Source organism: Streptomyces mayteni, assembly GCF_054783955.1.
In genome coordinates, this window is sequence record NZ_BAAGPR010000002.1 from 45835 (window position 1) to 68883 (window position 23049).

The window sequence follows — 23049 nt, forward strand, 5'->3', positions numbered from 1 at the left end:
TGCCCGAACCAGGGCTTCGGCAATCCTCGACGTACGGCATCGACGTTACGCTGGCATGGCTGACGCAGTCAGGAGTCGGCGAGGTAGCCCGCCAGGGCGCGCCGGCTGCGTTGGAGGCCGTCGATGCGGTTGTCCATGGCGGCCAGTTCGCGGGTCAGGACGGCGCGCAGGTCCTCGCACCAGGTGAAGTGGGCCGGGTCGCGGAGTTCGCCGCGGACGCAGGGGAGGACGGCGCGGATCACGGCGCTGGAGAGGCCGATGTTCAGCAGGGCGCGGATGTGGCCCACGGTGGCGACCGTGTCCTCGGTGTAGTCGCGGTAGCCGTTGGGGCCGCGGTCGGCGGTGAGGAGGCCCTGGGCCTCGTAGTACCGCAGCGAGCGCTGGCTCGCGCCCGTTCGCCGCGACAGCTCCCCGATCAGCATCTGTCGTACACCACCCGCGTTTGCCCCTTCCCTCGGTGTCAGGCTCTAACGTCGCCGCGACCAGGGACATTCCACGGGAGCAGGGACCAGGGAGCAGCTGTGACGTACTTCGCCGTGCAGAGAAACGGGCGGGCGGCGACCGCCGAGGAGTTGGCGCCGGTGGCCTTCGCCGGCTACGCGCACTTCACCAGTTTCTAGCCGGGAGCCCGGGGCTTCAGCGCCAGGAGGAATGGCTTCCTTGAGGCGGAGCCGCGCAGCGGTGGAGCGCTCTGCCTGACGTGTTGACGGTGGTTTGATCTTCTGGCGCCTGTCCTACTACGGTGCTTAGTGTGAAGATTGTCGCGCAGGTGAAGTTGCTGCCCGCGTCAGCGTATGACGCGGATGCGCTGGCGGCGACCCTGCGTGCCTGCAACCGGGCCGCGAACCGGGCGTCCGAGGTGGCTTTCGCCAAGGACCTCAAGCGGCGCCATGTGTTGCAGAAGGAGGTCTACTACGCGCTCAGGGCGGACTTCGACCTCGGGGCCCAGCCCGCCGTGCGGGTGGTGTCGAAGGTCTGTGACGCCTACACCACCTTGAAGGCGAACATCAGGGCCGGGAACCTCGGCCGAGGGGGATCCAAGCGCCGTCGGCGGGCCGAATCGAAGCCAATCCGGTTCCGCGAGGACGCGGCCCAGCCGTTCGACGACCGCATCCTGACCTGGAACCTCGACCAACAGGCCGTCAGCATCTGGACGGTCGCGGGGCGGATCAAGGACATCCCGTTCGTCTGCTCCCCAGAGGCGCTGAAGCTCCTTGACTCCCGCAAGGGGGAGTCCGACCTGGTGCTGCGGGACGGCATCTTCTTCCTCCTCGCCACCATCGACGTCCCCGAGCCCGAGCCCTACGAGCCGGCCGGCTTCCTCGGCGTGGACCTCGGGATCGTCAACATCGCCACCACCTCCGACGGCCAGATCATGGCCGGACGCCGCCTGAACCGCTACCGCAAGCGACACCGCGACCTGCGCACCAAGCTCCAGAAGAAGCGCACCAAGAGCGCCAAGCGCGCCCTGAAGCGCCTCCGCCGCCGCGAGGCGCGCCACGCGGCCAACACCCACCACGTCATCGCCAAACAACTCGTCGCCACCGCTGAACGCACCTCACGCGGGATCGCCCTGGAAGACCTCTCGGGTATCCGGCAGAGGGTCACGGCCAAGAAGGACCAGCGGGCACGACTGCACTCCTGGGCCTTCGCCCAACTCGGCGCCTTCGTCGAGTACAAGGCACGGCGGGCCGGTGTGCCGGTGGTCCATGTGGACCCCCGCAACACCTCCCGGCAGTGCTCGACGTGCTGGCACACCCACCGTTCGAACAGGGTGACTCAGGCACGGTCGTGTGTCGGTCCTGCGGGATCGTGCTGCACGCGGACCACAACGGCTCCCGCACCATCACCCACCGAGGCGATGCCGCGTGGCAGCGGGGCGCGGTCAACCGCCCCAGGACGGCCTAGCGTCGTTCCGGACGCAGGGGACCACGCGACAGCCAGCCGCGCTCCACTTGCAATCAACGCCCAACTGACCGAGCCAACAAGCTCAGTCCCTTCATGGCCGAGAAGTTGACCGCGGCGCAGGTGCGGGGCGGGCGGATCAGGGGGCTTGATCTGCATCTGGCGCGGCTGCGGGCCGCGTCCGAGGAGTTGTTCGGGCGGGCGCTGCCCGACGAGCGGGTGCGGGAGCTGCCGCGGGCGGCGCTGGCGGCGGGGCCTGAGGACGTGTCGCTGGTGGCGACGGTGTACTCGTCGGCCGGCGAGTTCACCGCGGCCGGGGGCGAGCTCGACGTGCTGGTGCGGACCGGGCCGGCCACCGGAGGCCCTGCCGGGCCGCTGGCGCTGGCCGCGGTGGAGCACGAGCGGACGCTGCCGGGGCTGAAGCACGTGGGGGAGGTGGCCAAGACGTACCTGCTGAGGCGGGCCGTCGCGGACGGTTTCGACGACGCGGCGTTCCTCGACCGGCGGGGGCGGATCGGCGAGGCCACCATCTGGAACCTCGCGTTCTGGGACGGCGAGGCCGTGGTCTGGCCGGCGGCCGAGGTGTTGGGTGGGGTCACGATGGGCGTCGTCCGTCGGCAGCTCGACAGGGCCGGGGTCGCGCAATGGGAGCGGGAGATCACGACGGGTGATCTGCCGGCGCTGCGCGGGGCTGTCGTCATGAACTCGTGGACGCCCGGGGTGCCGGTGCGGCGGATCGGGGCGACGGAGCTGCCCGCGGCGCCGGAGTTCGTCGACGCGCTGCACCGGGCCTACGCGGCCGAGCCGCTCACCGCCCCCTGAAGGGGCGGCCGCCGGCGTCCGTCGCGGGCGTCGGCGGCCGCGCGGGGTACCCGAACGGGCATCCCGATCTCGCCTTGTGAGCTGCTGCTCCTGACCTGAGGCTTGGAGAGATCGCCCGATTCCAGGTCCGCCCCGATCAGCGCCGCCCGCTTCGGCGCCCGAGGAGATGGCATGGCTACGTCAGAAGTTCCGGTCGGCGAGGAGCCCGTCGTCCAGACCGTCCAGGGACCGGTCCCCGTCGCCGACCTCGGCGTCACGCTCATGCACGAGCACCTGTTCGTGCTGACCCCCGACGTCCAGCAGAACCAGCCGCACCTGTGGAACGAGGAGGAGCGCGTCGAGGACGCCGTCGCCAAGCTGACCGGCGCCCACGAGCTTGGCGTGCGCACCTTCGTCGACCTCACCGCGATCGGTCAGGGCCGGTTCATCCCCCGGGTTAAGAAGGTGGCCGCCCGGGTGCCGCTCAACATCATCGTGGCCACCGGCGTGTACACGTACCACGACGTCCCCTACTTCTTTCACTACCGCGGCCCCGGCCGGCTCTTCGAGGGCCCCGAGCCGATGACCGAGCTGTTCGTGCGGGACATCACCACCGGCATCGCGGACACCGGGGTCCGTGCCGCCGTGCTCAAGTGCGCGACGGAGGAGGCCACCGTCTCCGAGGGCGTCGAACGCGTGCTGCGCGCCACCGCCCAGGCGCACCGCGAGACCGGCGCCCCGATCACCACCCACTCCAACGCCTATGTGCGCAACGGCCTCCCGCAGCAGAAGATCCTCGCCGAGGAGGGCGTCGACCTCCGGCACGTGATCATCGGCCACAGCGGCGACACCGACGACCTCGACTACCTGCGGGAGTTGATGGACGCCGGCTCGACCATCGGCATGGACCGGTTCGGCCTCGACAACTTCACGCCGCACGAGAAGCGGGTCCGCATCGTCGCCGACCTGGTCGCCGACGGCTACGCGGACCGGATGGTGCTCTCCCACGACTGCCCCTGCTTCATCGACTACTTCACCCAGGAGGACATGGCGGCGACCCTGCCCGACTGGGACTACACCCACCTGCACCGCCGCGTCATCCCCGCGCTGCTGGAGCTCGGGGTCACCGAGGACGACATGCGGCAGATGCTCGTCGACAACCCGCGCCGCTACTTCACCCCCGTAGCGCCGTACTGATCCCCCTCCTCCCCCCACCACGCCACGCCACGCGACATCGCGAAGGAGCCACCGAACATGAAGACACGTCTGCCCGGCGACAGTGGACTCGAGCTCTCCGCCATCGGCCTCGGCTGCATGGGCATGAGCTGGGTCTACGCCGAGTCCGAGCGTGACGACGTCGAGTCCGTCAAGGTCATCCAGCGCGCCCTCGACCTGGGCGTCACCTTCATCGACACCGCCGACCTCTACGGCCCGTTCACCAACGAGGAGTTGGTCGGCCGCGCCCTGGCCGGCCGCCGTGACGAGGTCGTGCTGGCCACCAAGTGCGGCCTGGTGCCCGACATGTCGCTGTACCCGACCAAGGTCAAGGTGACGCCCAACGGTCGCCCCGAGCACATCAGGGCCTCCATCGACGGCAGCCTGCGCCGCCTCGGCACCGACCACGTCGACCTCTACCAGCTGCACCGGATCGACCCCGAGGTGCCGATCGAGGAGTCGTGGGGCGCCATGGCCGAGCTGGTCGCCGCCGGCAAGGCCCGCCACATCGGCCTCTCCGAGGCCGGCGTCGAACACCTGGAGCGCGCCGCCACCATCCACCCGGTGGCCACCCTCCAGTCCGAGCTGTCGCTGTGGTCCCGCGACCCGCTGGCCGACACCCTGCCCTGGTGCCTCGCCAACGGCGTCGGCTTCCTGCCCTTCTCGCCGCTCGGCCGCGGCTTCCTCACCGGCGCCATCCGCAGCGCCGAGCAGCTCCCGGCCAGCGACTTCCGCTCCCAGCAGCCCCGGTTCGCGCCCGCCGCGCTGGAGCGGAACCTGCGGATCGTGGACGGCGTGGCGAAGGTCGCCGAGCGCCACGACGCCACCCACGCGCAGGTCGCGATCGCCTGGGTGCTCGCGCAGGGCCCGCACGTCGTCCCCATCCCCGGCAGCACCCGGCTCGCGCACCTGGAGGACAACGTCGGCGCCGTCGACCTGGAACTGAGCGCCGCCGACCTCACCGAACTCGACGACCTGCCCGCGCCCGTCGGCACCCGCTTCTAGGCCGGACAGGACCCACCCCCCCCACATCGGCACCCGCAACCGACCGCCGCCACTCCCGCCCGGCCGACGCCTGGCGGGGCCCCCAGGAAGGTGACCGTCGCACCATGCCGAACCCCGGCCCGCCCCACGCCCCAACCGCCCCCACCGCTCCGCACGCCGTCCACGCCCGCCAGGAGGCGCCGATCCCGGACATCGGCTTCCACTCCACCATCAGCCGCGGCCGCGTCCACCGCGCGGCGCTGGCCGAGACGTTCGTCACCGACATCGTCCCGCTGGCCGCCGACCTGTTCGCCTGCGGCGCCCAACTGCCCCGCTCCCACGCCTACTTCGGCGAGGGCGGCCATCCGCCCGCGCACCACGACACGCTGCTGCTCGTCGAGGTCGTCCGGCAGGCCGTGATGGCCGGGGCGCACGAGTTCCACGGCATACCCGAGGAGGACACGTTCGTCCTCACCCACAACCGGATCGCCGTGACCTCGCTCCCCACGCTCCGCGTCGGCCCGGCCCCCGGGCACCTGACGGTCAACGTCCGCGTCGTCCGCACCGTGCTGCGCGACGACGTGGTCCGCGGCCTCGACTTCGAGGCCATCCTGCTCGCCGAGGGACACCCGGTCGCCGAGGCCAGCATGGGCATGGTCTACAAGACCCCGGACTCCTACCAACGGCTGCGCGACCGCGGCAGGGCCGAGGTCGGCCTCGCCCCCGAGGGGCGGCCGCTCGCGCCCCTGCCGCCGGTCGCCCCCGACCTGGTGGGCCGCCGCGACCCGGCCAACGTCGTGCTCTCCGCGTCGCGCGCCACCGGACCCGCCGAGGTCGGCGCCGGGCTGCGGGTCGACCAGGACCACCCCAGCATGTTCGACCACCCGCAGGACCACATCCCCGGAATGGTCATGAACGAGGCGTTCCGGCAGATCGCGCTGCACGCCGCCGACGCCGCCCACGCCCTGCACCCGGGCCGCGGCCGGCTCACCCGGCTCGACGCCGTCTTCGCCAGGTTCGGCGAACTCGACCTGCCCGCCACCGCCACCGCCGTGGCCGGCGCGCCGGTCACCAGCGGCGGGCTGCTGACCGTGCCGGTCACCGCCACCCTCGCCCAGCACGACGCGCCGATCTCCACCGCCGAGATCGAACTCACCTACCTGCGGCAGGGGAGTTGACGCCACGTGCCAAGCGGAGCGCCACCCACCACGACGACGGACGTGGCCATCGTCGGCGCGGGGCCCACCGGCCTGGTCGCGGCCTGTGAACTCCTCCGCCACGGGATCCGGGTCCGGCTGATCGACGCCCGACCCCAACCCTCGGCCCACTCCAAGGCCCTGCTGCTGTGGCCGCGCAGCATGGACGTCCTCGACCGGCTCGGCGTCGCCCCCGAGGCGGCCGGAAAGGCCATCCCGTTACGGAGGTTCCACTACTACTCCTCGGGACGCCAGGTCGCCCGCATCGACTTCGACGCCACCACCCTCCCGCAGTGCCTGCCGCAGCGCTCGACCGAGGAGGTGCTGACCGCCCTGCTGCACTCCCTCGGCGGCACCGTGGAACGCGGCCACCGGCTGGTCGAGCTCGACCAACGGCCGGACGGGGTACGGCTGGTGACCCACGACCAGGACGGGACCGCGCACGCCCTCACCGCGCACTGGGTGATCGGCGCCGACGGCGCCCACAGCACCGTGCGCGACCTGCTCGGCATCGAGTTCGTCGGCGCCACCTACCCCAACACCTTCATGCTGGTCGACGCGTTCGCCACCGCCCGCCGGCGCGGCGCCGGCGGCGAGCTGCTGGCCCGCGACATCGCCCACTACTACCAGTCGCCAGGCGGCGTCCTGGTGGTGGTACCGCTCCCCGACGGCCGGTCGCGGTTCTTCGTCAACGCGCCGGCCGGCCACCCCACGGCCAGCCTCGAACTGCTCCAGGGCCTGGCGGAGGAGCGCGGTCCCGGCGGCGTCGACCTCGCCGACCCGGAGTGGATCAGCACCTTCGAGGTGCACCACCGGCTGGTGACCCGGATGCGCGGCGGGCGCTGCTTCCTCGCCGGCGACGCCGCCCACATCCACTCGCCGGCCGGCGGCCAGGGCCTCAACACCGGCCTCCAGGACGCCCACAACCTGGCGTGGAAGCTGGCCGCCGTGATCACCGGGCGGGCCGGTCCCGCGCTGCTCGACACCTACCACCGGGAGCGGCACGCCGTGGCCCGCCAGGTGGTCAGGGACACCGACATCCAGACCAGGGCCTGGCTGGTGTCGGCCCCCTGGAAGGTGCGGGTCCGCGACGTGTTGCTGCGCGCCGCCGACGCCACCGGCGTCCTCACCCGCGCCTACGCGCCCGTGATGGCCGGCCGCCGCATCACCTACCCGCCCATGCCGCGCCCGACGGGCCGCCGCGCCCGCCAGCACGTCGGGGTCGGCGGCGCGTTCCCGGCCGCCCGGCCGGCCCCCGGCGACCCGGCCGACGCGTACCGCCTGGTGACGGTCGGCCCGGCCGGCCTCGCCGAGCGGGCCGCGGCCGTCGCCGCCGACTGGCCGCACCTGGTCGCCCACCAGACCCTCGACCCGGCCGGCGGGCCGCTGCCCTGCGCCAGGGACGGCTACTACCTGGTCAGGCCCGACGGCTACGTCGCCGACCACGGCCACCCCGAGGACCTGGAGTCCGTGCACGCCCTGCTCGCCGCCTTCCACCCGGCGTCCCCCACCTCCGAGGAGCCAGCGATGACCACCCGCACAGACCCCACCGCCGGCGCCGCCACCAGCGGCGGCCCCTGGGTGGAGCTCGGCGCCGCCCTGGAGGTCGACACCCCGGGGGCCAGGTCCTGGGTGGAGCGCATCCCGCGCGGCGAGGCCCGGCCGCCGCACACCCACCACAGGCCGTGGCTCACCATCGTCGTCAGCGGTGGCACCGCCCAGGTCAGCGGCGTCGAGGACGCCGAGCCCGAGGACGTCGAACTCGTCACCGGCACCGTCAAGTTCAACCCGCTGCCGGCCGAGGGCAGCGTCCGGCACGCGCTCCGCAACACCGGCGACACCGACCTCGTCCTGGTGGCCGTCGAACTCGGCGGGGGTGAGCCGGCATGACGGCGCCCCTCGCCCAACCCGCCCCGCCGTACCTGGTGTTCTGCGACGTCGACGAGACGCTGATCACCACCAAGAGCATGTTCGACTTCCTGGCCTTCCACACCCCGCCGGGCGTCTACCGGCGGGTGGCCGGCGAACTCCGCTCGATGGCCGACCGCGGCGTCCCCCGCACCGAGGTCAACCGCGCCTACTACCGGGCCTACCGGGGCGCCCCGGTGGCCGAGATCCGCGAGGCGGGCCACCGCTGGTACGCGGACCGCGCCGCCCAACCCGGGTTCTGGGTACCGGAGACGCTCCGCGCCCTCCGCGAACACCGGGCCGCCGGCGCCGCGTTGGCGCTGGTCTCCGGCTCCTTCGACGCCTGCCTGCGGCCGATCGCCGAGGCCGTCGACGCCACGCACCTGCTGTGCACCAGGCCGCTGGCGGACGCCGGCCGCTACACCGGGGAGATCGAGACCCCCATGATCGGCGACCACAAACAGGCCGCCGTCCAGGCGCTGTTGGCCGACCACCAGGACATCGACCCGGCCGACTGCTACGCCTACGGCGACCACCCGAGCGACCTGCCGATGCTCGACTGCGTCGGCCACCCGGTCGCCGTCGGGGACCACCCCGAGGTGCTCGCCCACCTCGCCGCGCGCCGACGCCGCCGCGCCCAGGCCCCAGCCACTGGACCAGCCACCGGACGAACCACCGTGAGAGGAGCCAGGGCATGACCGCCTTCCCCGAGGGCACCCCGGGCACCGGCATCGTCGGCGTGGGCTCCCACCTGCCGAGCCAGGTGGTGTCCAACGGCTACATCGCCGCCAGGGCCGGCGTCACCCCGGAGTGGATCGTCCGCAAGACGGCGATCAGGGAACGCCGTTACGCCGGCCACTACGAGGCCACCTCCGACCTGGCCGCCAGGGCGGCCGAGGCGGCCCTGGCCGACGCGGGCATCACCGCCGACCAGCTGGGCTGGGTGGTGGTCGCCACCTCGACGCCCGACCAGCCGCAGCCCGCCACCGCCTGCCTGGTGCAGCACCAGATCGGCGCCGACCGGGCCGCCGCGTTCGACGTCAACGCGGTGTGCAGCGGCTTCGTGTTCGCGCTCGCCGCGGCGGCCCGGCTGATGTCCGGCAGCGGCGGTCACGGCCTGGTGATCGGCGCCGACGTCTACTCGCGGATCATCGACCCGAGCGATCGGAAGACGGCGATCCTGTTCGGCGACGGCGCCGGCGCGGTGGTGCTCGGGCCGGTGCCGGAGAACCGCGGCTTCGTGGGCGGCGGGATGGCGAGCCGGGGCGACCTCTCGGGGCTCATCCGCGTCGAGGCCGGCGGCAGCCGCGTCCCGGCCAGCAAGGAGAGCGTCGTCGACGGCTCGCACTACTTCCGGATGGACGGCCGCGGGGTCCGCGAGTTCGTCACCGGCCAACTGCCGGCCGCCGTCGCCGACGTGCTCGACGCCAACGGGCTGACCGGCGACGACGTGGACCACTTCATCCCGCACCAGGCCAACGGCGCGCTGCTGGCCGACGTCTGGCCGCTGCTCGGCCTCGGCCGCGCGAGCCAGGTGATGACGGTGGAGCGGCACGGCAACACCAGCGCCGCCTCGATCCCGATCGCCCTCGACCACGCCCGCCGGGAGGGCCGGTTCACCGACGGCGACCTCCTGCTGATGGCCGGGTTCGGCGGCGGCATGTCGATGGCGACGGCCCTGATCCGCTGGCATGGCCGACCCACGGCCGGCGGGGGAGGGGAACCTCGTGTGGCCTGACCCGCCGGGCACGGCGGCGCCCCCGCGGGCGCCCGGCCCCGTGCCCCCCGACCCGGTCTGGGGCCCGGGCCCGCCCTGCGCCACCGCCCTCGCCTGCTGGTCGATGGGCGGCGGCGAAGCCGGCCGCCAGGTCTGTCACACGGACTGCCCCGCGCTCGACGACGAGCGCGGCTGAGCGGGTCGGGCGAAGTCCGCCGGGGTTCGGCAGCGCCCCGAAGGGGCGCGGGGAAGTGATGCCTATGGGGGCACCTCCCAGACGGAGTCTGGGGGAGGCTTCGCCGCGTGGGCGCGACCAGCCACGACGCACCCGCGGCTAGACCTCCCCACCGGCCTCCCCGACCCGAGAGACCGGCGCGACCAGGCGCCGCACGCACTCCGCGACGAACCGCTCGTGTTCCTCCAGGATGGCCTCGTCCGGCTCCCGCCCGAACAGCAGCCGCACGATCTGCGGCACCGCGAACCAGTAGTTGACCATCCCGAGCAGCACGATCATCAGGTGCCGGGGGTCGAGTTCCGGGTCGACGGTGCCGTCCTGCTGCGAGGCCCGCACGGCGTCGATCTTGTCGGCGAAGTGCGCGGCCCGCTCCTCGACCGCCGCAGCGCCGCGCATGTCGATGCCCTCCATCCCCTCCCACAGACACAGGCGCAGATAGCGCGGGTCGTGCCGGTAGTGCCGGAACAGGCCCGCCGCGTACTCGTCGAGCGCGTTGGCCTCCGGGGTGACCGTCTCGCCGTTGCGCCGCAGATACTCGCTGAGCACCTGCTCGAGCAGCTCCTCCTTGAGGCCGTAATAGCGATAGATCGACTCCTTGTTGGCCTTCGCGTTCCGGGCGATCCGGTCCACCCTGGCCCCGGCCACGCCGTGTTCGGCGAACTCGGCCAGGGCCGCGGCCATGATGCGGCTCTTGGTGTCCAGCGACGTCATATGCCCACTCCGTCCACGGGGTTGCCACACGGGAAACCATGCGGTTTCATGACGATAGCGCCCAACCAAACGGTTTGACCGTGTGGTTTGACTCCTTCGTCTAACTAACAAGTTGCAGCTGGGTAAACGACCCGGCCCCGAAGGAAGACGTTCGCATGCAGATAACGCCATCACCCCGCTTTGTCTGGCTGTTGACCCTCGCCTGCGGCCTGACGGTGGCGAACCTGTACTACACACAGCCGCTGCTGCACGCCATCTCGGAGAGCTTCGGCGTCTCCCAGGGCAGCACGGGTGCCGTCGTCACCGCGACCCAACTCGGTTACGCGGCCGCCCTGGTGCTGCTCGTGCCGCTGGGCGACATCGTGCCACGCCGTCCGCTGGTGTGCGGGCTGTTGCTGGTCGACGCCGTCGCGCTCACGGCCAGCGCGGCCGCCCCCAACCTGCCCACCCTGATCGTCGCCGCCACCGTGGTCGGCGTCAGCTCCGTGGTGGTGCAGATCCTGGTGCCTTTCGCGGCGTCCGTGGCCGGCGACGCCGTGCGGAACCGCGTCATCGGCATGCTGCTCAGCGGGATGCTGGTCGGCGTCCTCCTCTCCCGCACCTTCGCGGGTCTGGTCTCCGAGGCGGTCGGTTGGCGTGCGGTCTACGCGCTCGCGGCGCTGTTCATGCTGGTGGCCGCGGGCGTGCTGTACCGGTTGCTCGGCCCGCGGCCGGCCGACCTCGCCATCACCTACCGGCAGCAGATGCGGGCCATCGTGGCGGTCGCGGCGAGCCAACCGGTGCTGCGCCGCCGGGCGTTCATCGGCGCCTGCGTCTACGCGGCCTTCAACTGCTTCTGGACCACCGTCGCGTTCCTGCTCACGGACGCCCCCTACCACTTCGACCAGGGGGCCATCGGGCTGTTCGGCCTGGTGGGCGTCGCCGGCGCGCTGACCACCAACCTGGCCGGCCGCTACATGACCGACGCGCGCCAGAGCGTGCTCTCCGGGCTGATGCTCTCCGCGTTGGCGCTCTCCTTCCTCGCGATGGGCGCCGGCGGCGAGAGCCTGCTCCTGCTCATCGTCGGCGTGTTGGTGATGGACGCCACCGTGCAGGGCGTGCACCTGCTCAACCAGGGCGTGATCTACGCCCTCCAGCCCAGCGCCCGCGCCCGGCTGACGGCCGTCTACATGACCAGCTACTTCATCGGCGGCGCGCTCGGCTCGGCCATCGGCTCCGCCACCTACCAGGCGGCGGGTTGGGCCGGCGCCACGGTCGCCGGCGGGGCGCTCTCGGTGGTCGCGCTGGTCGCGTGGGCCGTCAGGTCCAGGCCCCCGAAGAGGAAGGAGCCGGTCGGGGAACCGGCGCCCGAAGTCGCCACGGCGCGCACCTCCTAGCGCCTTACACGCACCTTTCCGAGACGGTGTGGGGCAATGTGCAGGGAGAAATTCTCGGCATACTCGAAAACGATTTCCGCGGCCTCAGCATGATATTTCTCGCATTACCTTCATGGTCTTCTTTTGGGTATCCCTTGGGGTAACCTTTAAGTGCACTCCAATGACCATGGCGTGCATGGCCATACGACTGGGGGTCGTTATGTTGGATGTCACGGGAAGTCAGGAGAGAGGGCTTGTCACCGGCAGAGTCACCGTGGGAATCGGGAATGGGCTGCTCCGCTTCGGGATCGAGCGGATGCTGCAACTCATGCCCCGCGAGCCGGAGATAAGCATGAGGTCGGGGCTGGCTGGGGCGCTGGCCTCCGAACTCGAGGCGGGCGATGTGCTGATCGCCCTGCTCGGCGAGGTCGACGAGGTGTCGGCCGACGAGCTGCGGGACCACGCGGCACGCGGCGTCGGCATCGTCCTGCTCATCGAGGACGGCGACCTCTTCGAGTTACCCAAGGTCATGGGGCTCCGCGCGGGATTCGTCAGGTCGAGCAGCGTCAACGAGTACAGCCTGCGCAAGGCGGTGGCCGCCGCAGCCGACGGCGGGGCCGCCATACCAGAGGAAATCGCCTACGATCTGGTGCGTTTCGCGGGCCGTCACAAGGCGCCACCACAGGTGCGTCTCCGACTCACTCCACGGGAACAGCAGGTCCTCGTTCTCATGGTCGAGGGAATGAGTAACAAGCAGATAGCTCGCGGCCTGCAGATATCCCAGAACGGAGCGAAGCGACTGGTGGCGAACATCCTCGCGAAGATGGACTGCAACAACCGCACGCTCGCCGTCTCGAGGGCCCTCCGCGAAGGTCTCTACGAACGCTATGCGCACGTCCGCCCGGCAGCCCCGTAACCGGCGCCGTCGGCCACCCTCGGCGCACAGTGAGCGGCCCCCGCCACCCCACCTGGCGGGGGCCGCTCCTCGTGCCGGCCGGCTCAGGCCCTAGCTCGGGCGGCCGCCCTTGCGGGTGGCGCGCAGGAACTCGCGGTTCATGGTCGTGATCGAGGACAGCGGGATGCCCTTGGGACAGACGGTCGTGCACATCCCGGTGACGGTGCAGCCGCCGAAGCCCTCGGCGTCCATGGTGTCGATCATGTCGAGCACCCGGCTCTCCCGCTCCGGCGCGCCCTGCGGCAGCGAGTTGAGGTGGACGACCTTGGCCGAGGTGAACAGCATCGCCGAGCCGTTGGGGCAGGCCGCCACGCACGCCCCGCAGCCGATGCACTCGGCGTGCTCGAACGCCTTGTCGGCCGCCGGCTTGGGCACCGGCGTGGCGTGCGCCTCGGGGGCGCTGCCGGTCGGCGCGGTGACATAGCCGCCGGAGCCGATGATCCGGTCGAACGCGGACCGGTCGACCACCAGGTCCTTGACCACCGGGAACGCGGCGGCCCGCCACGGCTCGATGTCGATGGTGTCGCCGTCCTGGAAGCCGCGCATGTGCAGCTGGCAGGTGGTGGTGCGTTCCGGGCCGTGCGCGTCGCCGTTGATCACCATGCCGCAGGCGCCGCAGATGCCCTCGCGGCAGTCGTGGTCGAAGGCGACCGGCTCCTCGCCGCGCAGGATCAGCTCCTCGTTGAGGGTGTCGAGCATCTCCAGGAACGACATGTCGGGGGAGACGTCGGCGACCTCGTAGGTGGTCATGGCACCGGGGGTCTCCGGGTCGCGCTGCCGCCAGATGCGCAGGGTGAGGTTCACGCGTAGCTCCGTTGCGTGGGGTGGACGTAGTCGAAGGTCAGTTCCTCGCGGTGCAGGACGGGGGCCGCTCCGGTGCCCCGGAACTCCCAGGCGGCCGCGTAGCCGAACTCCTCGTCCCTGCGGGCCGCCTCGCCGGAATCGGTCTGGCTCTCCGCGCGGAAGTGGCCGCCGCAGGACTCGGCGCGGTGCAGGGCGTCCAGGCACATCAGCTCGGCCAGTTCCAGGTAGTCGGAGATCCGGTTGGCCTTCTCCAACGACTGGTTGAGCTCCTTGCCGTCACCCGGCACCCTGACCCGGCGCCAGAACTCCTCGCGCAGCTCGGGGATCCGGCCGAGCGCCTTGCGCAGGCCGTTCTCGTCGCGGGCCATCCCGCACTCGTCCCACAGCAGTTCGCCGAGCTCGCGGTGGAACGAGTCGGGGGTGCGGTCGCCGTTGTTGGAGAGCAGCCGGTAGAGCCGGTCGGTCACCTGGAACACGGCGTCGGTCACGGCCGGGTGGTCCTGGTCCACCTCGTCCTGCGGGTGCGTGGCGAGGTAGTCGGCCAGGGTGGTCGGCAGGATGAAGTAGCCGTCCGCCAGGCCCTGCATCAGGGCCGAGGCGCCGAGCCGGTTGGCGCCGTGGTCGGAGAAGTTGGCCTCGCCGATCGCGAACAGGCCGGGGATCGTGGTCCCTAGGTCGTAGTCGACCCAGAGGCCGCCCATCGTGTAGTGGATGGCGGGGTAGATCCGCATCGGCACGCGGTACGGGTCCTCCGCGGTGATCCGCGCGTACATGTCGAAGAGGTTGCCGTACTTCGCCTCGACGGCCGGGCGGCCCATCCGGGCGATGGCGTCCGCGAAGTCGAGGTAGACGCCCTGGCCGCCGGGGCCGACGCCGCGGCCCTCGTCGCAGACGTTCTTGGCGGCCCGGGAGGCGATGTCGCGCGGCACCAGGTTGCCGAAGGAGGGGTAGATCCGCTCCAGGTAGTAGTCGCGCTCGTCCTCCGGGATGTCGGCCGGGGCGCGGTCGTCGCCGGCGCGCTTCGGCACCCAGATACGGCCGTCGTTGCGCAGCGACTCGCTCATCAGCGTCAGCTTGGACTGGTGGTCGCCGGAGCGCGGGATGCAGGTGGGGTGGATCTGGGTGAAGCACGGGTTGGCGAAGTAGGCGCCGCGCCGGTGCGCCCGCCAGATGGCGGTGGCGTTGGAGTTCTTCGCGTTGGTGGAGAGGTGGAACACGTTGCCGTAGCCGCCGCTGGCCAGCACCACGGCGTCGGCCAGGTAGGTGTCGACCCGGCCGGTGATCAGGTCGCGGGCCACGATGCCGCGGGCCCGGCCGTCGATCACGATCAGGTCCAGCATCTCGGTGCGCGGCCGCATCTCGACGTTGCCGGCCGCGATCTGCCGGGAGAGCGCCTGGTAGGCGCCGAGCAGCAGCTGCTGGCCCGTCTGGCCGCGGGCGTAGAAGGTGCGGGAGACCTGCACGCCGCCGAAGGAGCGGGTGTCGAGCAGGCCGCCGTACTCGCGGGCGAACGGCACGCCCTGCGCCACGCACTGGTCGATGATCTCCACCGAGACCTGGGCGAGCCGGTGCACGTTGGACTCACGGGCGCGGAAGTCGCCGCCCTTGACGGTGTCGTAGAACAGCCGGTGGATCGAGTCGCCGTCGTTGCGGTAGTTCTTGGCCGCGTTGATGCCGCCCTGGGCGGCGATCGAGTGGGCCCGGCGCGGCGAGTCCTGGTAGCAGAACTGCAGGACGTGGTAGCCCTGTTCGGCCAGCGTGGCGCCGGCGGCGCCGCCGGCGAGACCGGTGCCGACCACGATCACCGTGTGCTTGCGGCGGTTGGCCGGGTTCACCAGCTTCGCCTCGAAGCGGCGCCGGTCCCAGCGCTCGGCGATCGGCCCGCCAGGCGCCCTGGTGTCGCTGATCGGGTCGCCGACGGTGTAGTCGAGGTAGGCGAGGTAGTCGCGAGAGTCGGGCATGTTCCTCACTACTCCACGATTCCGGTCATGACGCCGACCGGTACGGACAGGAAACCCACGGTCAGCAGCAGGGCCAGCCCGTTGGCGGTCGTCCTGAGCAGCCGGTCGCGGGTGCGGCCGCCGGCGCCCAGGGTCTGGGCGGCGCCGTAGAAGCCGTGGCGGATGTGCAGGCCGACGGCGAGCATGGCGACGATGTAGATCGTGTTGCCGTACCAGGTGTTGAAGGCGGCGACGATGTTCTCGTAGGGGCGGCCGGCCTCGCCGTTGGGGTTCACCGTGCCGGTGGTCAGGTCGAGGATGTGCCAGACCAGGAAGAGCGCGATGATCACGCCGCCCCAGCGCATGGTGCGGGTCGCGTAGCTGGTGCGGGCCCTGCGGTGCTGGTAGCCGACCGGCCGGGCGGCCACGTCGCGCCGGCTGAGCTGGTAGGCGGCCGTGGCGTGCGCGACGACGGCGGCCAGCAGGGCCACCCGCGCGATCCACAGGAACCACTCGTGGTGCAGCACCGGCTCGCCGACGGTGCGCAGCCAGTGCGCGTAGCCGTTCATCTCGTCGGGGCCGAAGAAGACCTTGAGGTTCCCGGCCATGTGGAAGACCAGGTAAAGCAGCATGATCGCGCCGCTGACGGCCATCACCGTCTTCTTGCCGACCGTCGAGCGCCAGAACCTGGCAGGCGCGGACGGTGGCCTGCGGGGTGCCGTGGTCTTGGAGGACCGAGTCGGCGTGCGTGTCGCCAGAGCCATGACACAGACGGTAGGAGCCACCCACGGAATCAGTCCAAGACATAGATCACCTGATTTCGATAGGCGATGGCTATCGTGTCACCGTACGCTTTCGGCCATGCAACTTCAGCAGCTCCGCTACTTCACCGCGGTCGCCGAGACCCGGCACTTCACGCGGGCGGCCCGCCGGGAGCACGTGGCCCAGCCCTCGCTCTCCCAACAGATCCGCGCGCTGGAACGGGAGCTCGGCGCCGAGCTGTTCTCCAGGGCGCGCGGGCACATCACCCTGACCGACGCCGGCGCCGCGCTGCTGCCGCTGGCCCGCCGGATCCTCGCCGACGCCGAGACCGCGCGGCGCGAGGTGCAGGAGGTCGCCCAGCTGCGCCGCGGCCGGGTGCGGCTCGGCGCCACGCCGAGCCTCTGCGCCAGCCTGGTGCCCGACGTGCTACGCACCTTCCGGGACAGCTATCCGGGCGTCGACCTCAAGGTGCACGAGGACGGCTCGCAGGACCTGGTGCGGATCCTGGCCGCCGGGGAGCTCGACCTTGCGCTGATCATCACCCCGCTGCCCTCCCAGGGCCCGGCCCTGACCACCTTCGAGCTGCTGCGCGAGGAGTTGGTGGTGATCTCCTCGCCGGCCGACCCGGCGCCCGGCGCCGGCGGCCACCTCGGGATCGGCGACCTGCGGAACCAGCCGCTGGTGATGTTCCGGCACGGCTACGACCTGCGGGAGCTGACGCTGGCCGCCTGCCACGGGGCCGGCTTCGAACCGTCGTTCAGCGTGGAGGGCGGCGAGATGGACGCGGTGCTCGGCTTCGTCAGGGCCGGCCTCGGGCTCGCGGTGGTGCCCAGCATGGTCGCGGACCGGTCGGGGCTGCGGGCCACCCCGTTCGACCCGCCAGGGCTGCACCGGACGATCTCGGTGGCACACCGGGGCGACGTCTCGCCGCCGCGGGCCGCGCGTGAGCTGCAACGCATTCTGATGACCCACCGTGGCGGCTTCCCGCATTCGGGATAGATCCCGGACAGGGGAGAAGTGGACCGAACCCGCCGGAGTCCGGCTGCCCACTACCCAACTTTCGTGCAGGTCTTCGGGGATACGCAAAGTGAACTTGATCAGGCCGCTTTTGTGCCGTTATCGTGACGGCATGTCACGTTTCCGGATGTACCCGACGCCCGCGCAGGAGCAGCGGATGCTGCTGCATTGCGCGCATGCCCGGTACGTCTGGAACCTCGCTGTCGAGCAACACTCGCACTGGCGGCCCGGCCGCAAGTCGGCCCCCGGCTTTGCGGAGCAGTGTCGCCAGCTCACCGAGGCCAGGCGAGAGAATGAGTGGCTCGCCGCAGGGAACGCGGACGTCCAGCAGCAGGCTCTGAAGGACTTCGCCAGGGCAAAGGCCGCCCGCATCATCTCCGGGTTCGGTGAGCCGACCTGGCGCAAGAGGGTCCGGCACGAGGGCTTCCGTGTCATCGGCACCGACCGTGTGCCCGAGTTCGAGGCGGACGGCAGCCCGAAGCTGAACGCCAAGGGCAAGCAGGTCGTGGGCCGCTCCGTTGTGGTGGAGAAGCTGAACCGGCGCTGGGCGCAGGTGAAGGTGCCAGGCTGCGGCTGGGTGCGCTTCCGCCTCACCCACGCCCACCTGCCCGCCGCGAAGACATTCCGGGCCACCTTCCGGAACGGGCAGTGGCATGTCGCGTTCGCCGTCATCCCCGAGCCGATCGACGCGCCTGGCACGGGCGAGGTCATTGGCGTCGACCGGGGGGTGGCCATCACCGCCGCCTTCTCTGATGGGCGGAAATTCAACTGCCCACAGCTCACGACCAAAGAGCGCGCCCAGATCCGCAAGCACCAGCGGCGCGCCGCCCGTGCCCGCAAGGGAGGCGAAGCCAAGGCCGCCGAGTACGCGCAAGTTGCCAAGCTCAAGGCTCGTGAGGCGAACCGGCGCAAGGATTGGTGCGAGAAGACCAGCACCATGCTCGCCCGATCCTACGACCTGGTGCGGTTCGAGAAGCTGAACATCAAGAACATGACCCGCTCGGCGAAAGGGAACCTCGCCGAGCCGGGCAAGAACGTTCGGCAGAAGGCCGGGCTCAACCGGGCCATCCTCGCTCAAGGCTGGGGCCTGCTCCGGCGGCGCACGGAACACAAGGCCCCGGGCCGGGTCGAAGACGTGCCCGCACCCTTCACGTCTCTGCGGTGCAGCGCCTGTGGATGGATCGAGAGGAAGTCGCGCAAGAGCCAAGCCGACTTCGTCTGCGTATCCTGCGGCTTCACCTGCAACGCCGACGAGAACGCAGCCAACAACGTCGCGGCAGGACAGGACGGGATACCCCGCCCCCGGCAAGCAGCCGGTGCCGGAGGGGTGACAGCGGCCACCAGCTGTTCGAGCACCCGTGAACCCCAACCCACCCGGGTTGAAATCCCCCTCTTTTAAAGAGGGGGAGGATGTCAACTTCTTCTACAAGTCGCTCTCCGCCACCTGATCGCGCGCCGCGAGCCGCTGCTCCACGGCGATCGCGGCCAGCGCGAGCAGCCCACCGGCCAGCAGCGCCAGCGGAAGCAGCATCCACACGAACACCGCGCACATCAGCCAGCCGAACGCCAGCAGCACGGAGCCACCGGGATCGCGCACCGCGCGCTCGGCGGACTCCCGCAGCAGCGCAGGACCCTTCGTTCCGTCCTGGCGCCAGCCCGCGGCGGCGCGCAGCAGCACGACGCCGAGGGCCAGCAGCATCAGCGGCGTCACCATCAGCAGCCCACCGGCGCCCGGCAGCACGTCGGCCTGCGCGAGCGACAGGTTCCACAGCAGCACCAGCGCGATCCCGGTCACCGCGAGACCCGCCGCCCACAGCGCGCGGCAGGCCGCCACGAAGTCCCGCAGCAGGTCGGCGACCCGCACGCTGTCGCCCGACAGATGCCGCCGCAGGTGCGCCGCGCCGGCCGCGAGCGCGGGCAGCGCCGTGACCACCGGCAGCACCAGCAGGGCCACCAGCGCCCCGACGATCACCACCTCGCCGAACAGCGCGAGACCGGTGCCGAACCGCCCCTCCCGCCGACCCGCCACGGCGCTCACCCCTTCAGCCCCTGGGTGGCCACACCGTCCACGATGTAGCGCTGGAACAGCACGAAGAAGATGATCACCGGAGCCAGCGCCAGCACCGCGGCCGCCATCTGCGCGCCGTAGTCGGAGACGCTCGTCTGGTCGGTGAACTGGCGCAGCATCAGCGGCAGCGGGTACTTGTCGGGACTGCGCAGGTAGATCAGCGGCGCCAGGAAGTCGTTCCAGCTCCAGATGAACGCGAAGATCGACGACGTCGCCAGCACCGGCCGCATCAGCGGCAGCATGATCGAGGAGAAGATCCGCAGGTGCCCGGCGCCGTCGATGCGCGCCGACTCGTCCAGCTCACGCGGCAGGTTCCGCATGAACTGCACCATCAGGAAGACGAAGAACGCGTCCGCCGCCAGGAACTTGCCGATCAGCAGCGGGATGTACGAGTCCGTCCAGCCCACCTCGTTGAACATGATGAACTGCGGAATGATCACCACGTGGAACGGGAGCAGCAGGGTGCAGACCATCAGCGTGAAGAACAGCCCGCGGCCCGGGAACTCGATCCGCGAGAAGGCGTAGGCCGACACCGAACAGGACAGGCAGATCCCGATCACCGAACCGACGCCCAGCACCATCGAGTTGGTGAAGAACGTCCAGAACGAGATGCCGCCGATGCCGTCCAGCGCGTTCCGGAAGTTGTCCAGCGTGGTGTTGTCCGGGATCAGGCCGGTCTCGCCGATGATCTGGTTGGTCGGCCGGAACGACGACAGCAGCATCCAGACGCCCGGGTAGAGCATCACGATCGCCACCGCCCAGACCAGCACGTGGAACCCCACGGTCCGGCCCGCGCGCCGGCGCCTCGCCCGGCGCCGCATCGTCTCGCGATCGGTGGCCGGAGCCCGGCGCTCGTCGAGGGTAGCGGTGCTCATCGCCCCTCCCCGGTGTAGTGGACCCAGTAACGCGAGGTCCTGAAGAAGATCAGCGTGATGACGCCGACCACGATCACCAGCAGCCAGGCCATCGCCGCCGCGTAGCCCAACTGCCCCTGGCCGAAACCGCGCTGGTAGAGGTAGAGGGTGTAGAACAGCGTGGAGTTGGCCGGGCCGCCGCGGCCGCCGGAGATGATGAACGCGGACGCGAACACCTGGAACGAGTGGATCGTCTCCAGCACCAGGTTGAAGAAGAGCACCGGCGACAGCATCGGCAGCGTGATCCGGGTGAACTTCCGCCACGGGCCCGCGCCGTCCACGTCGGCCGCCTCGTACAGCTCGCCGGGGATCTGCTTGAGGCCGGCCAGGAAGATGACCATCGGGGCGCCGAACTGCCAGACGGTCAGCAGGATCATCATCGGCATCGTCTTGCCCGGGTCGCCGACCCAGCCGCCCTGCCAGGTGCCGAAGAAGTCGCCGATGTCGTCGACGATGCCCTGGTCGTTGAACATCGCCTTCCACACGATGGCGATGGAGACGCTGGCCCCGATCAGCGAGGGCGCGTAGAACAGCGACCGGTAGGTGCCCTGGCCCCGGCGGCGGTTGTTGAGCAGCATGGCCACGCCCAACGCGGCGGCCAGTTTGATCGGCGTGCCGACGACCGCGTACGTCACGGTGACCTGGACCGAGTCCAGGAAGCGCGGGTCGTCGAAGAGCCGGGTGAAGTTGTCGACGCCGATCCATTCGCCGCCGCGGATCGGGTGGAAGTCGGTGAAGGCCAGATAGAGCGAGGCGATCATCGGTCCGGCGGTCAGCGCGATGAAGCCGAGCAACCAGGGCGCCAGGAAGGCGTAGCCGGCCCTGGTCTCGGCGGCCTTCCGCGACGGCCGCTTGTTCTGCGGCCGTCGCGGGGGCTTGCCGACCTTGGCGGACCGGTTCGCCTCATGGGTGATGGTCATGAGGGGGGTTCCGTTCGGTGCGGTCGTCGTGACCCGGGGGTCACACGGGGTCGGCGGTGATCAGTTGGTCACCAGCAGGTTGGACGCCTCGGAGAACCAGCGCTCCGCGAACTCGGCCGCGTCGATCTGGCCGTAGTCGAACTCCGGGCCGAGCACCTCGACGTACTCGGTCTCCAGGGGACCGAAGCCCTCCGGCTGGAACGGCACGGTCTCGGTGGCGTAGCCCTCGTCCCGCACCAGCTGCTCGTACTCGATGACCCGCTGGTCGAGGCTGCCGTCCTCGACCTCGAGCGCGTCGAGCCTGGCCTGCGACGACGGCACGCCCAGGTCGGTGCCGATGATCTGGCCCGCCTCCGGGTCGTTGATGAGGAAGTCGATCAGCTGCGCGGCCTCCTCCGGGTGCGAGGTGTTGCCGCCCATCGCCAGCTGCATCGTCGGCTTGAAGAACATGTGCTTCTCGCCGTCCGCGCCCGTCGGCATCGGCATCAGCTGGATGTTCTCGCTGCCGAGGTCGGCGCTGTAGCCGCTGATGAAGTTGTCCCAGTGGAACTCGACGGCGGCCTCGCCGCTGGTGAACCCGCCCAGGGGCAGCAACTGCTCGCCGCGCTCCCGCGGGAAGAACGCGCTGTCACCCTCGCGGACCGACTGGGCGCTCTCGATGAAGGCGCGCATGTCGTCCTCGGTGAAGTTCATCTCGCCGGTCTCCGAGAACGGCTCGACGCCCTGCTGGATGAGGTGCTGCATGAAGAACCACCACGTCATGGTGTAGTCGCCCGCGCCGTACACCTGCGGATCGCGGTCCGCGCCGGCCTCGCTGGCCGCCCGGACGAACTCCTGGTAGTCCTCCCAGGTGTAGTCCCAGTCCGGCACCTCGACGCCGAGCTCCGCCACCAGATCGGGGTTCACCATCAGCGCGAGGGTATTGCTGCCGGTGGGAATGGCGACCAACTGTTCGTTGGAACGACCCGAGGCGAGCAGCCCCTCGTCGATCGTCGAGGTGTCGAGGCCGCTTCCCTCGAATTCGCTCATGTCGTACAGCAGACCGTTGTTGGAATATTCCAGGAGCCGGGAGACATCCATCTGCATCACGTCGGGAAGTTCACCCGAGGTGGCGTCCGTGCTGCGCTGCGTCCAGTAGTCCTGGAACTCGGCGAAGCTGGTCTGCACCGTGATGCCCGGGTTCTGCTCCTCGAACAGGTCGATGACGGCCTCGTAACGCGAGGACCGCTCGTCACTTCCCCACCAGGTGAAGTTGAGCGTCACGTCGCCCCCATCGCCGCCGTCATCGCCCCCGGAGCCGCAGGCGGTGAGGGCCAGCGAACCGGCCAGGGCGAGGGTGAGACCACTCATCGCGGTCTTTCTGATTGACATAGGAGCCTCCCTGCTCTGTCAATGTGTAACAACACTCCGGTGGCGGTGGCTTGGCCTTTCCGGCTCCGGCGCCACCCGAAGTGAATCGTTACAATACCTCCGGGCTCCTACGCGGCAACCGGATGGTGGATAACTTTTCAGAAACGCCGTCGTGATCCACCGACACGCGGATCAACTACGAGAACTCTCGAATAAGTAACAGGCCATTCCGGGCGGCCGGCCCCGCCTCCGAGAGGAAGGGAACCGGCCGTTTCCGAAAGGCGATTCAGCA

21 protein-coding genes and 1 pseudogene are annotated in these 23049 nt (G+C 70.7%); 13 read left to right on the forward strand and 9 right to left on the reverse strand.

The window, feature by feature from the left end:
- Window positions 1-68 precede the first annotated feature (68 nt).
- Window positions 69-422 carry a MerR family transcriptional regulator gene (locus tag ACYVPE_RS01270; protein WP_461031442.1) on the reverse strand — a complete coding sequence of 118 codons (354 nt, stop codon included), beginning with the start codon at window positions 420-422 and terminating at the stop codon, window positions 69-71.
- 329 nt (window positions 423-751) lie between these two features.
- Here ACYVPE_RS01270 and ACYVPE_RS01275 point away from each other — a divergent pair.
- From ACYVPE_RS01275 to ACYVPE_RS01315, 9 genes and pseudogenes are all read left to right on the forward strand, one after another.
- Window positions 752-1908 (forward strand): annotated as a pseudogene (locus tag ACYVPE_RS01275) (RNA-guided endonuclease InsQ/TnpB family protein).
- 93 nt (window positions 1909-2001) lie between these two features.
- Complete coding sequence (locus ACYVPE_RS01280; RefSeq protein ID WP_461031443.1) at window positions 2002-2727, forward strand: aminotransferase class IV family protein; 726 nt, start codon at window positions 2002-2004, stop codon at window positions 2725-2727.
- 171 nt (window positions 2728-2898) lie between these two features.
- Complete coding sequence (locus ACYVPE_RS01285; protein WP_461031444.1) at window positions 2899-3903, forward strand: phosphotriesterase family protein; 1005 nt, start codon at window positions 2899-2901, stop codon at window positions 3901-3903.
- Between the two features lie 57 nt (window positions 3904-3960).
- Window positions 3961-4926 (forward strand): aldo/keto reductase, encoded by a 966-nt coding sequence (locus ACYVPE_RS01290; protein ID WP_461031445.1) that lies wholly within the window; start codon window positions 3961-3963, stop codon window positions 4924-4926.
- A 104-nt stretch (window positions 4927-5030) separates the two neighbouring features.
- Window positions 5031-6083: a ScbA/BarX family gamma-butyrolactone biosynthesis protein gene (locus tag ACYVPE_RS01295; protein ID WP_461031446.1), complete on the forward strand. Its 1053-nt coding sequence runs from the start codon at window positions 5031-5033 to the stop codon at window positions 6081-6083.
- 6 nt (window positions 6084-6089) lie between these two features.
- Window positions 6090-7991 (forward strand): FAD-dependent monooxygenase, encoded by a 1902-nt coding sequence (locus tag ACYVPE_RS01300; RefSeq protein ID WP_461031447.1) that lies wholly within the window; start codon window positions 6090-6092, stop codon window positions 7989-7991.
- A complete protein-coding gene (locus ACYVPE_RS01305; RefSeq protein WP_461031448.1) occupies window positions 7988-8707 on the forward strand; it encodes an HAD family hydrolase in 720 nt (239 codons plus the stop codon). Before ACYVPE_RS01300 ends, ACYVPE_RS01305 begins: the two co-directional genes overlap by 4 nt.
- Entirely contained in the window at window positions 8704-9747 is a 1044-nt protein-coding gene (locus ACYVPE_RS01310; RefSeq protein ID WP_461031449.1) for a 3-oxoacyl-ACP synthase III family protein, read from the forward strand. The genes ACYVPE_RS01305 and ACYVPE_RS01310 overlap by 4 nt, the downstream gene beginning before the upstream one ends.
- Window positions 9737-9922, forward strand: a complete 186-nt coding sequence (locus ACYVPE_RS01315) for a hypothetical protein (RefSeq protein WP_461031450.1) — start codon at window positions 9737-9739, stop codon at window positions 9920-9922. The genes ACYVPE_RS01310 and ACYVPE_RS01315 overlap by 11 nt, the downstream gene beginning before the upstream one ends.
- A 138-nt stretch (window positions 9923-10060) precedes the next feature.
- On the opposite strand, the gene ACYVPE_RS01320 is transcribed toward ACYVPE_RS01315, so the two are convergent.
- Complete coding sequence (locus ACYVPE_RS01320) at window positions 10061-10672, reverse strand: TetR family transcriptional regulator (protein ID WP_461031451.1); 612 nt, start codon at window positions 10670-10672, stop codon at window positions 10061-10063.
- A 155-nt stretch (window positions 10673-10827) separates the two neighbouring features.
- Here ACYVPE_RS01320 and ACYVPE_RS01325 point away from each other — a divergent pair, with 155 nt between their 5' ends.
- Together ACYVPE_RS01325 and ACYVPE_RS01330 are read left to right on the forward strand one after the other, a co-directional pair.
- Window positions 10828-12048 carry an MFS transporter gene (locus ACYVPE_RS01325; RefSeq protein ID WP_461031452.1) on the forward strand — a complete coding sequence of 407 codons (1221 nt, stop codon included), beginning with the start codon at window positions 10828-10830 and terminating at the stop codon, window positions 12046-12048.
- 175 nt (window positions 12049-12223) lie between these two features.
- Window positions 12224-12943 (forward strand): helix-turn-helix transcriptional regulator, encoded by a 720-nt coding sequence (locus ACYVPE_RS01330; RefSeq protein WP_461031453.1) that lies wholly within the window; start codon window positions 12224-12226, stop codon window positions 12941-12943.
- Between the two features lie 90 nt (window positions 12944-13033).
- Here ACYVPE_RS01330 and ACYVPE_RS01335 read toward each other — a convergent pair whose 3' ends face one another.
- Genes ACYVPE_RS01335 through ACYVPE_RS01345 form a run of 3 tightly spaced genes read right to left on the reverse strand, consistent with a single transcriptional unit; the run spans window position 13034 to window position 16490 of the window.
- Entirely contained in the window at window positions 13034-13786 is a 753-nt protein-coding gene (locus ACYVPE_RS01335; protein WP_461031454.1) for a succinate dehydrogenase/fumarate reductase iron-sulfur subunit, read from the reverse strand.
- Window positions 13783-15747, reverse strand: coding sequence for a fumarate reductase/succinate dehydrogenase flavoprotein subunit (locus ACYVPE_RS01340; protein WP_461031455.1), 1965 nt, complete (start codon window positions 15745-15747; stop codon window positions 13783-13785). The genes ACYVPE_RS01335 and ACYVPE_RS01340 overlap by 4 nt, the downstream gene beginning before the upstream one ends.
- Window positions 15748-15755: 8 nt before the next feature.
- Complete coding sequence (locus ACYVPE_RS01345) at window positions 15756-16490, reverse strand: succinate dehydrogenase (protein WP_461031456.1); 735 nt, start codon at window positions 16488-16490, stop codon at window positions 15756-15758.
- Window positions 16491-16587: 97 nt separating this feature from the next.
- On the opposite strand from ACYVPE_RS01345, the gene ACYVPE_RS01350 reads away from it, so the two are divergent.
- A complete protein-coding gene (locus ACYVPE_RS01350) occupies window positions 16588-17487 on the forward strand; it encodes a LysR family transcriptional regulator (protein ID WP_461031457.1) in 900 nt (299 codons plus the stop codon).
- Window positions 17488-17617: 130 nt separating this feature from the next.
- Complete coding sequence (locus ACYVPE_RS01355; protein WP_461031458.1) at window positions 17618-18904, forward strand: RNA-guided endonuclease InsQ/TnpB family protein; 1287 nt, start codon at window positions 17618-17620, stop codon at window positions 18902-18904.
- Window positions 18905-18928: 24 nt separating this feature from the next.
- Here ACYVPE_RS01355 and ACYVPE_RS01360 read toward each other — a convergent pair whose 3' ends face one another.
- The 4 genes from ACYVPE_RS01360 to ACYVPE_RS01375 are packed head-to-tail and all read right to left on the reverse strand — an operon-like array spanning window position 18929 to window position 22757.
- Window positions 18929-19534, reverse strand: a complete 606-nt coding sequence (locus tag ACYVPE_RS01360; RefSeq protein WP_461031459.1) for a hypothetical protein — start codon at window positions 19532-19534, stop codon at window positions 18929-18931.
- A 5-nt stretch (window positions 19535-19539) separates the two neighbouring features.
- Window positions 19540-20448 (reverse strand): carbohydrate ABC transporter permease, encoded by a 909-nt coding sequence (locus ACYVPE_RS01365; RefSeq protein WP_461031460.1) that lies wholly within the window; start codon window positions 20446-20448, stop codon window positions 19540-19542.
- Entirely contained in the window at window positions 20445-21407 is a 963-nt protein-coding gene (locus tag ACYVPE_RS01370) for a carbohydrate ABC transporter permease (RefSeq protein ID WP_461031461.1), read from the reverse strand. Before ACYVPE_RS01370 ends, ACYVPE_RS01365 begins: the two co-directional genes overlap by 4 nt.
- 60 nt (window positions 21408-21467) lie before the next feature.
- Window positions 21468-22757, reverse strand: coding sequence for an ABC transporter substrate-binding protein (locus tag ACYVPE_RS01375; protein WP_461031462.1), 1290 nt, complete (start codon window positions 22755-22757; stop codon window positions 21468-21470).
- Window positions 22758-23049 lie beyond the last annotated feature (292 nt).

Excerpts from the sequence above, each read along its gene's own strand:
- ACYVPE_RS01270 (WP_461031442.1), bottom strand. The coding sequence starts at position 422 with ATGCTGATCGGGGAGCTGTCGCGGCGAACGGGCGCGAGCCAGCGCTCG.
- ACYVPE_RS01280 (WP_461031443.1), top strand. The coding sequence starts at position 2,002 with ATGGCCGAGAAGTTGACCGCGGCGCAGGTGCGGGGCGGGCGGATCAGG.
- ACYVPE_RS01285 (WP_461031444.1), top strand. The coding sequence starts at position 2,899 with ATGGCTACGTCAGAAGTTCCGGTCGGCGAGGAGCCCGTCGTCCAGACC.
- ACYVPE_RS01290 (WP_461031445.1), top strand. The coding sequence starts at position 3,961 with ATGAAGACACGTCTGCCCGGCGACAGTGGACTCGAGCTCTCCGCCATC.
- ACYVPE_RS01295 (WP_461031446.1), top strand. The coding sequence starts at position 5,031 with ATGCCGAACCCCGGCCCGCCCCACGCCCCAACCGCCCCCACCGCTCCG.
- ACYVPE_RS01305 (WP_461031448.1), top strand. The coding sequence starts at position 7,988 with ATGACGGCGCCCCTCGCCCAACCCGCCCCGCCGTACCTGGTGTTCTGC.
- ACYVPE_RS01310 (WP_461031449.1), top strand. The coding sequence starts at position 8,704 with ATGACCGCCTTCCCCGAGGGCACCCCGGGCACCGGCATCGTCGGCGTG.
- ACYVPE_RS01320 (WP_461031451.1), bottom strand. The coding sequence starts at position 10,672 with ATGACGTCGCTGGACACCAAGAGCCGCATCATGGCCGCGGCCCTGGCC.
- ACYVPE_RS01325 (WP_461031452.1), top strand. The coding sequence starts at position 10,828 with ATGCAGATAACGCCATCACCCCGCTTTGTCTGGCTGTTGACCCTCGCC.
- ACYVPE_RS01330 (WP_461031453.1), top strand. The coding sequence starts at position 12,224 with ATGGCCATACGACTGGGGGTCGTTATGTTGGATGTCACGGGAAGTCAG.
- ACYVPE_RS01340 (WP_461031455.1), bottom strand. The coding sequence starts at position 15,747 with ATGCCCGACTCTCGCGACTACCTCGCCTACCTCGACTACACCGTCGGC.
- ACYVPE_RS01345 (WP_461031456.1), bottom strand. The coding sequence starts at position 16,490 with ATGGCTCTGGCGACACGCACGCCGACTCGGTCCTCCAAGACCACGGCA.
- ACYVPE_RS01350 (WP_461031457.1), top strand. The coding sequence starts at position 16,588 with ATGCAACTTCAGCAGCTCCGCTACTTCACCGCGGTCGCCGAGACCCGG.
- ACYVPE_RS01355 (WP_461031458.1), top strand. The coding sequence starts at position 17,618 with ATGTCACGTTTCCGGATGTACCCGACGCCCGCGCAGGAGCAGCGGATG.
- ACYVPE_RS01365 (WP_461031460.1), bottom strand. The coding sequence starts at position 20,448 with ATGAGCACCGCTACCCTCGACGAGCGCCGGGCTCCGGCCACCGATCGC.
- ACYVPE_RS01370 (WP_461031461.1), bottom strand. The coding sequence starts at position 21,407 with ATGACCATCACCCATGAGGCGAACCGGTCCGCCAAGGTCGGCAAGCCC.
- ACYVPE_RS01375 (WP_461031462.1), bottom strand. The coding sequence starts at position 22,757 with ATGAGTGGTCTCACCCTCGCCCTGGCCGGTTCGCTGGCCCTCACCGCC.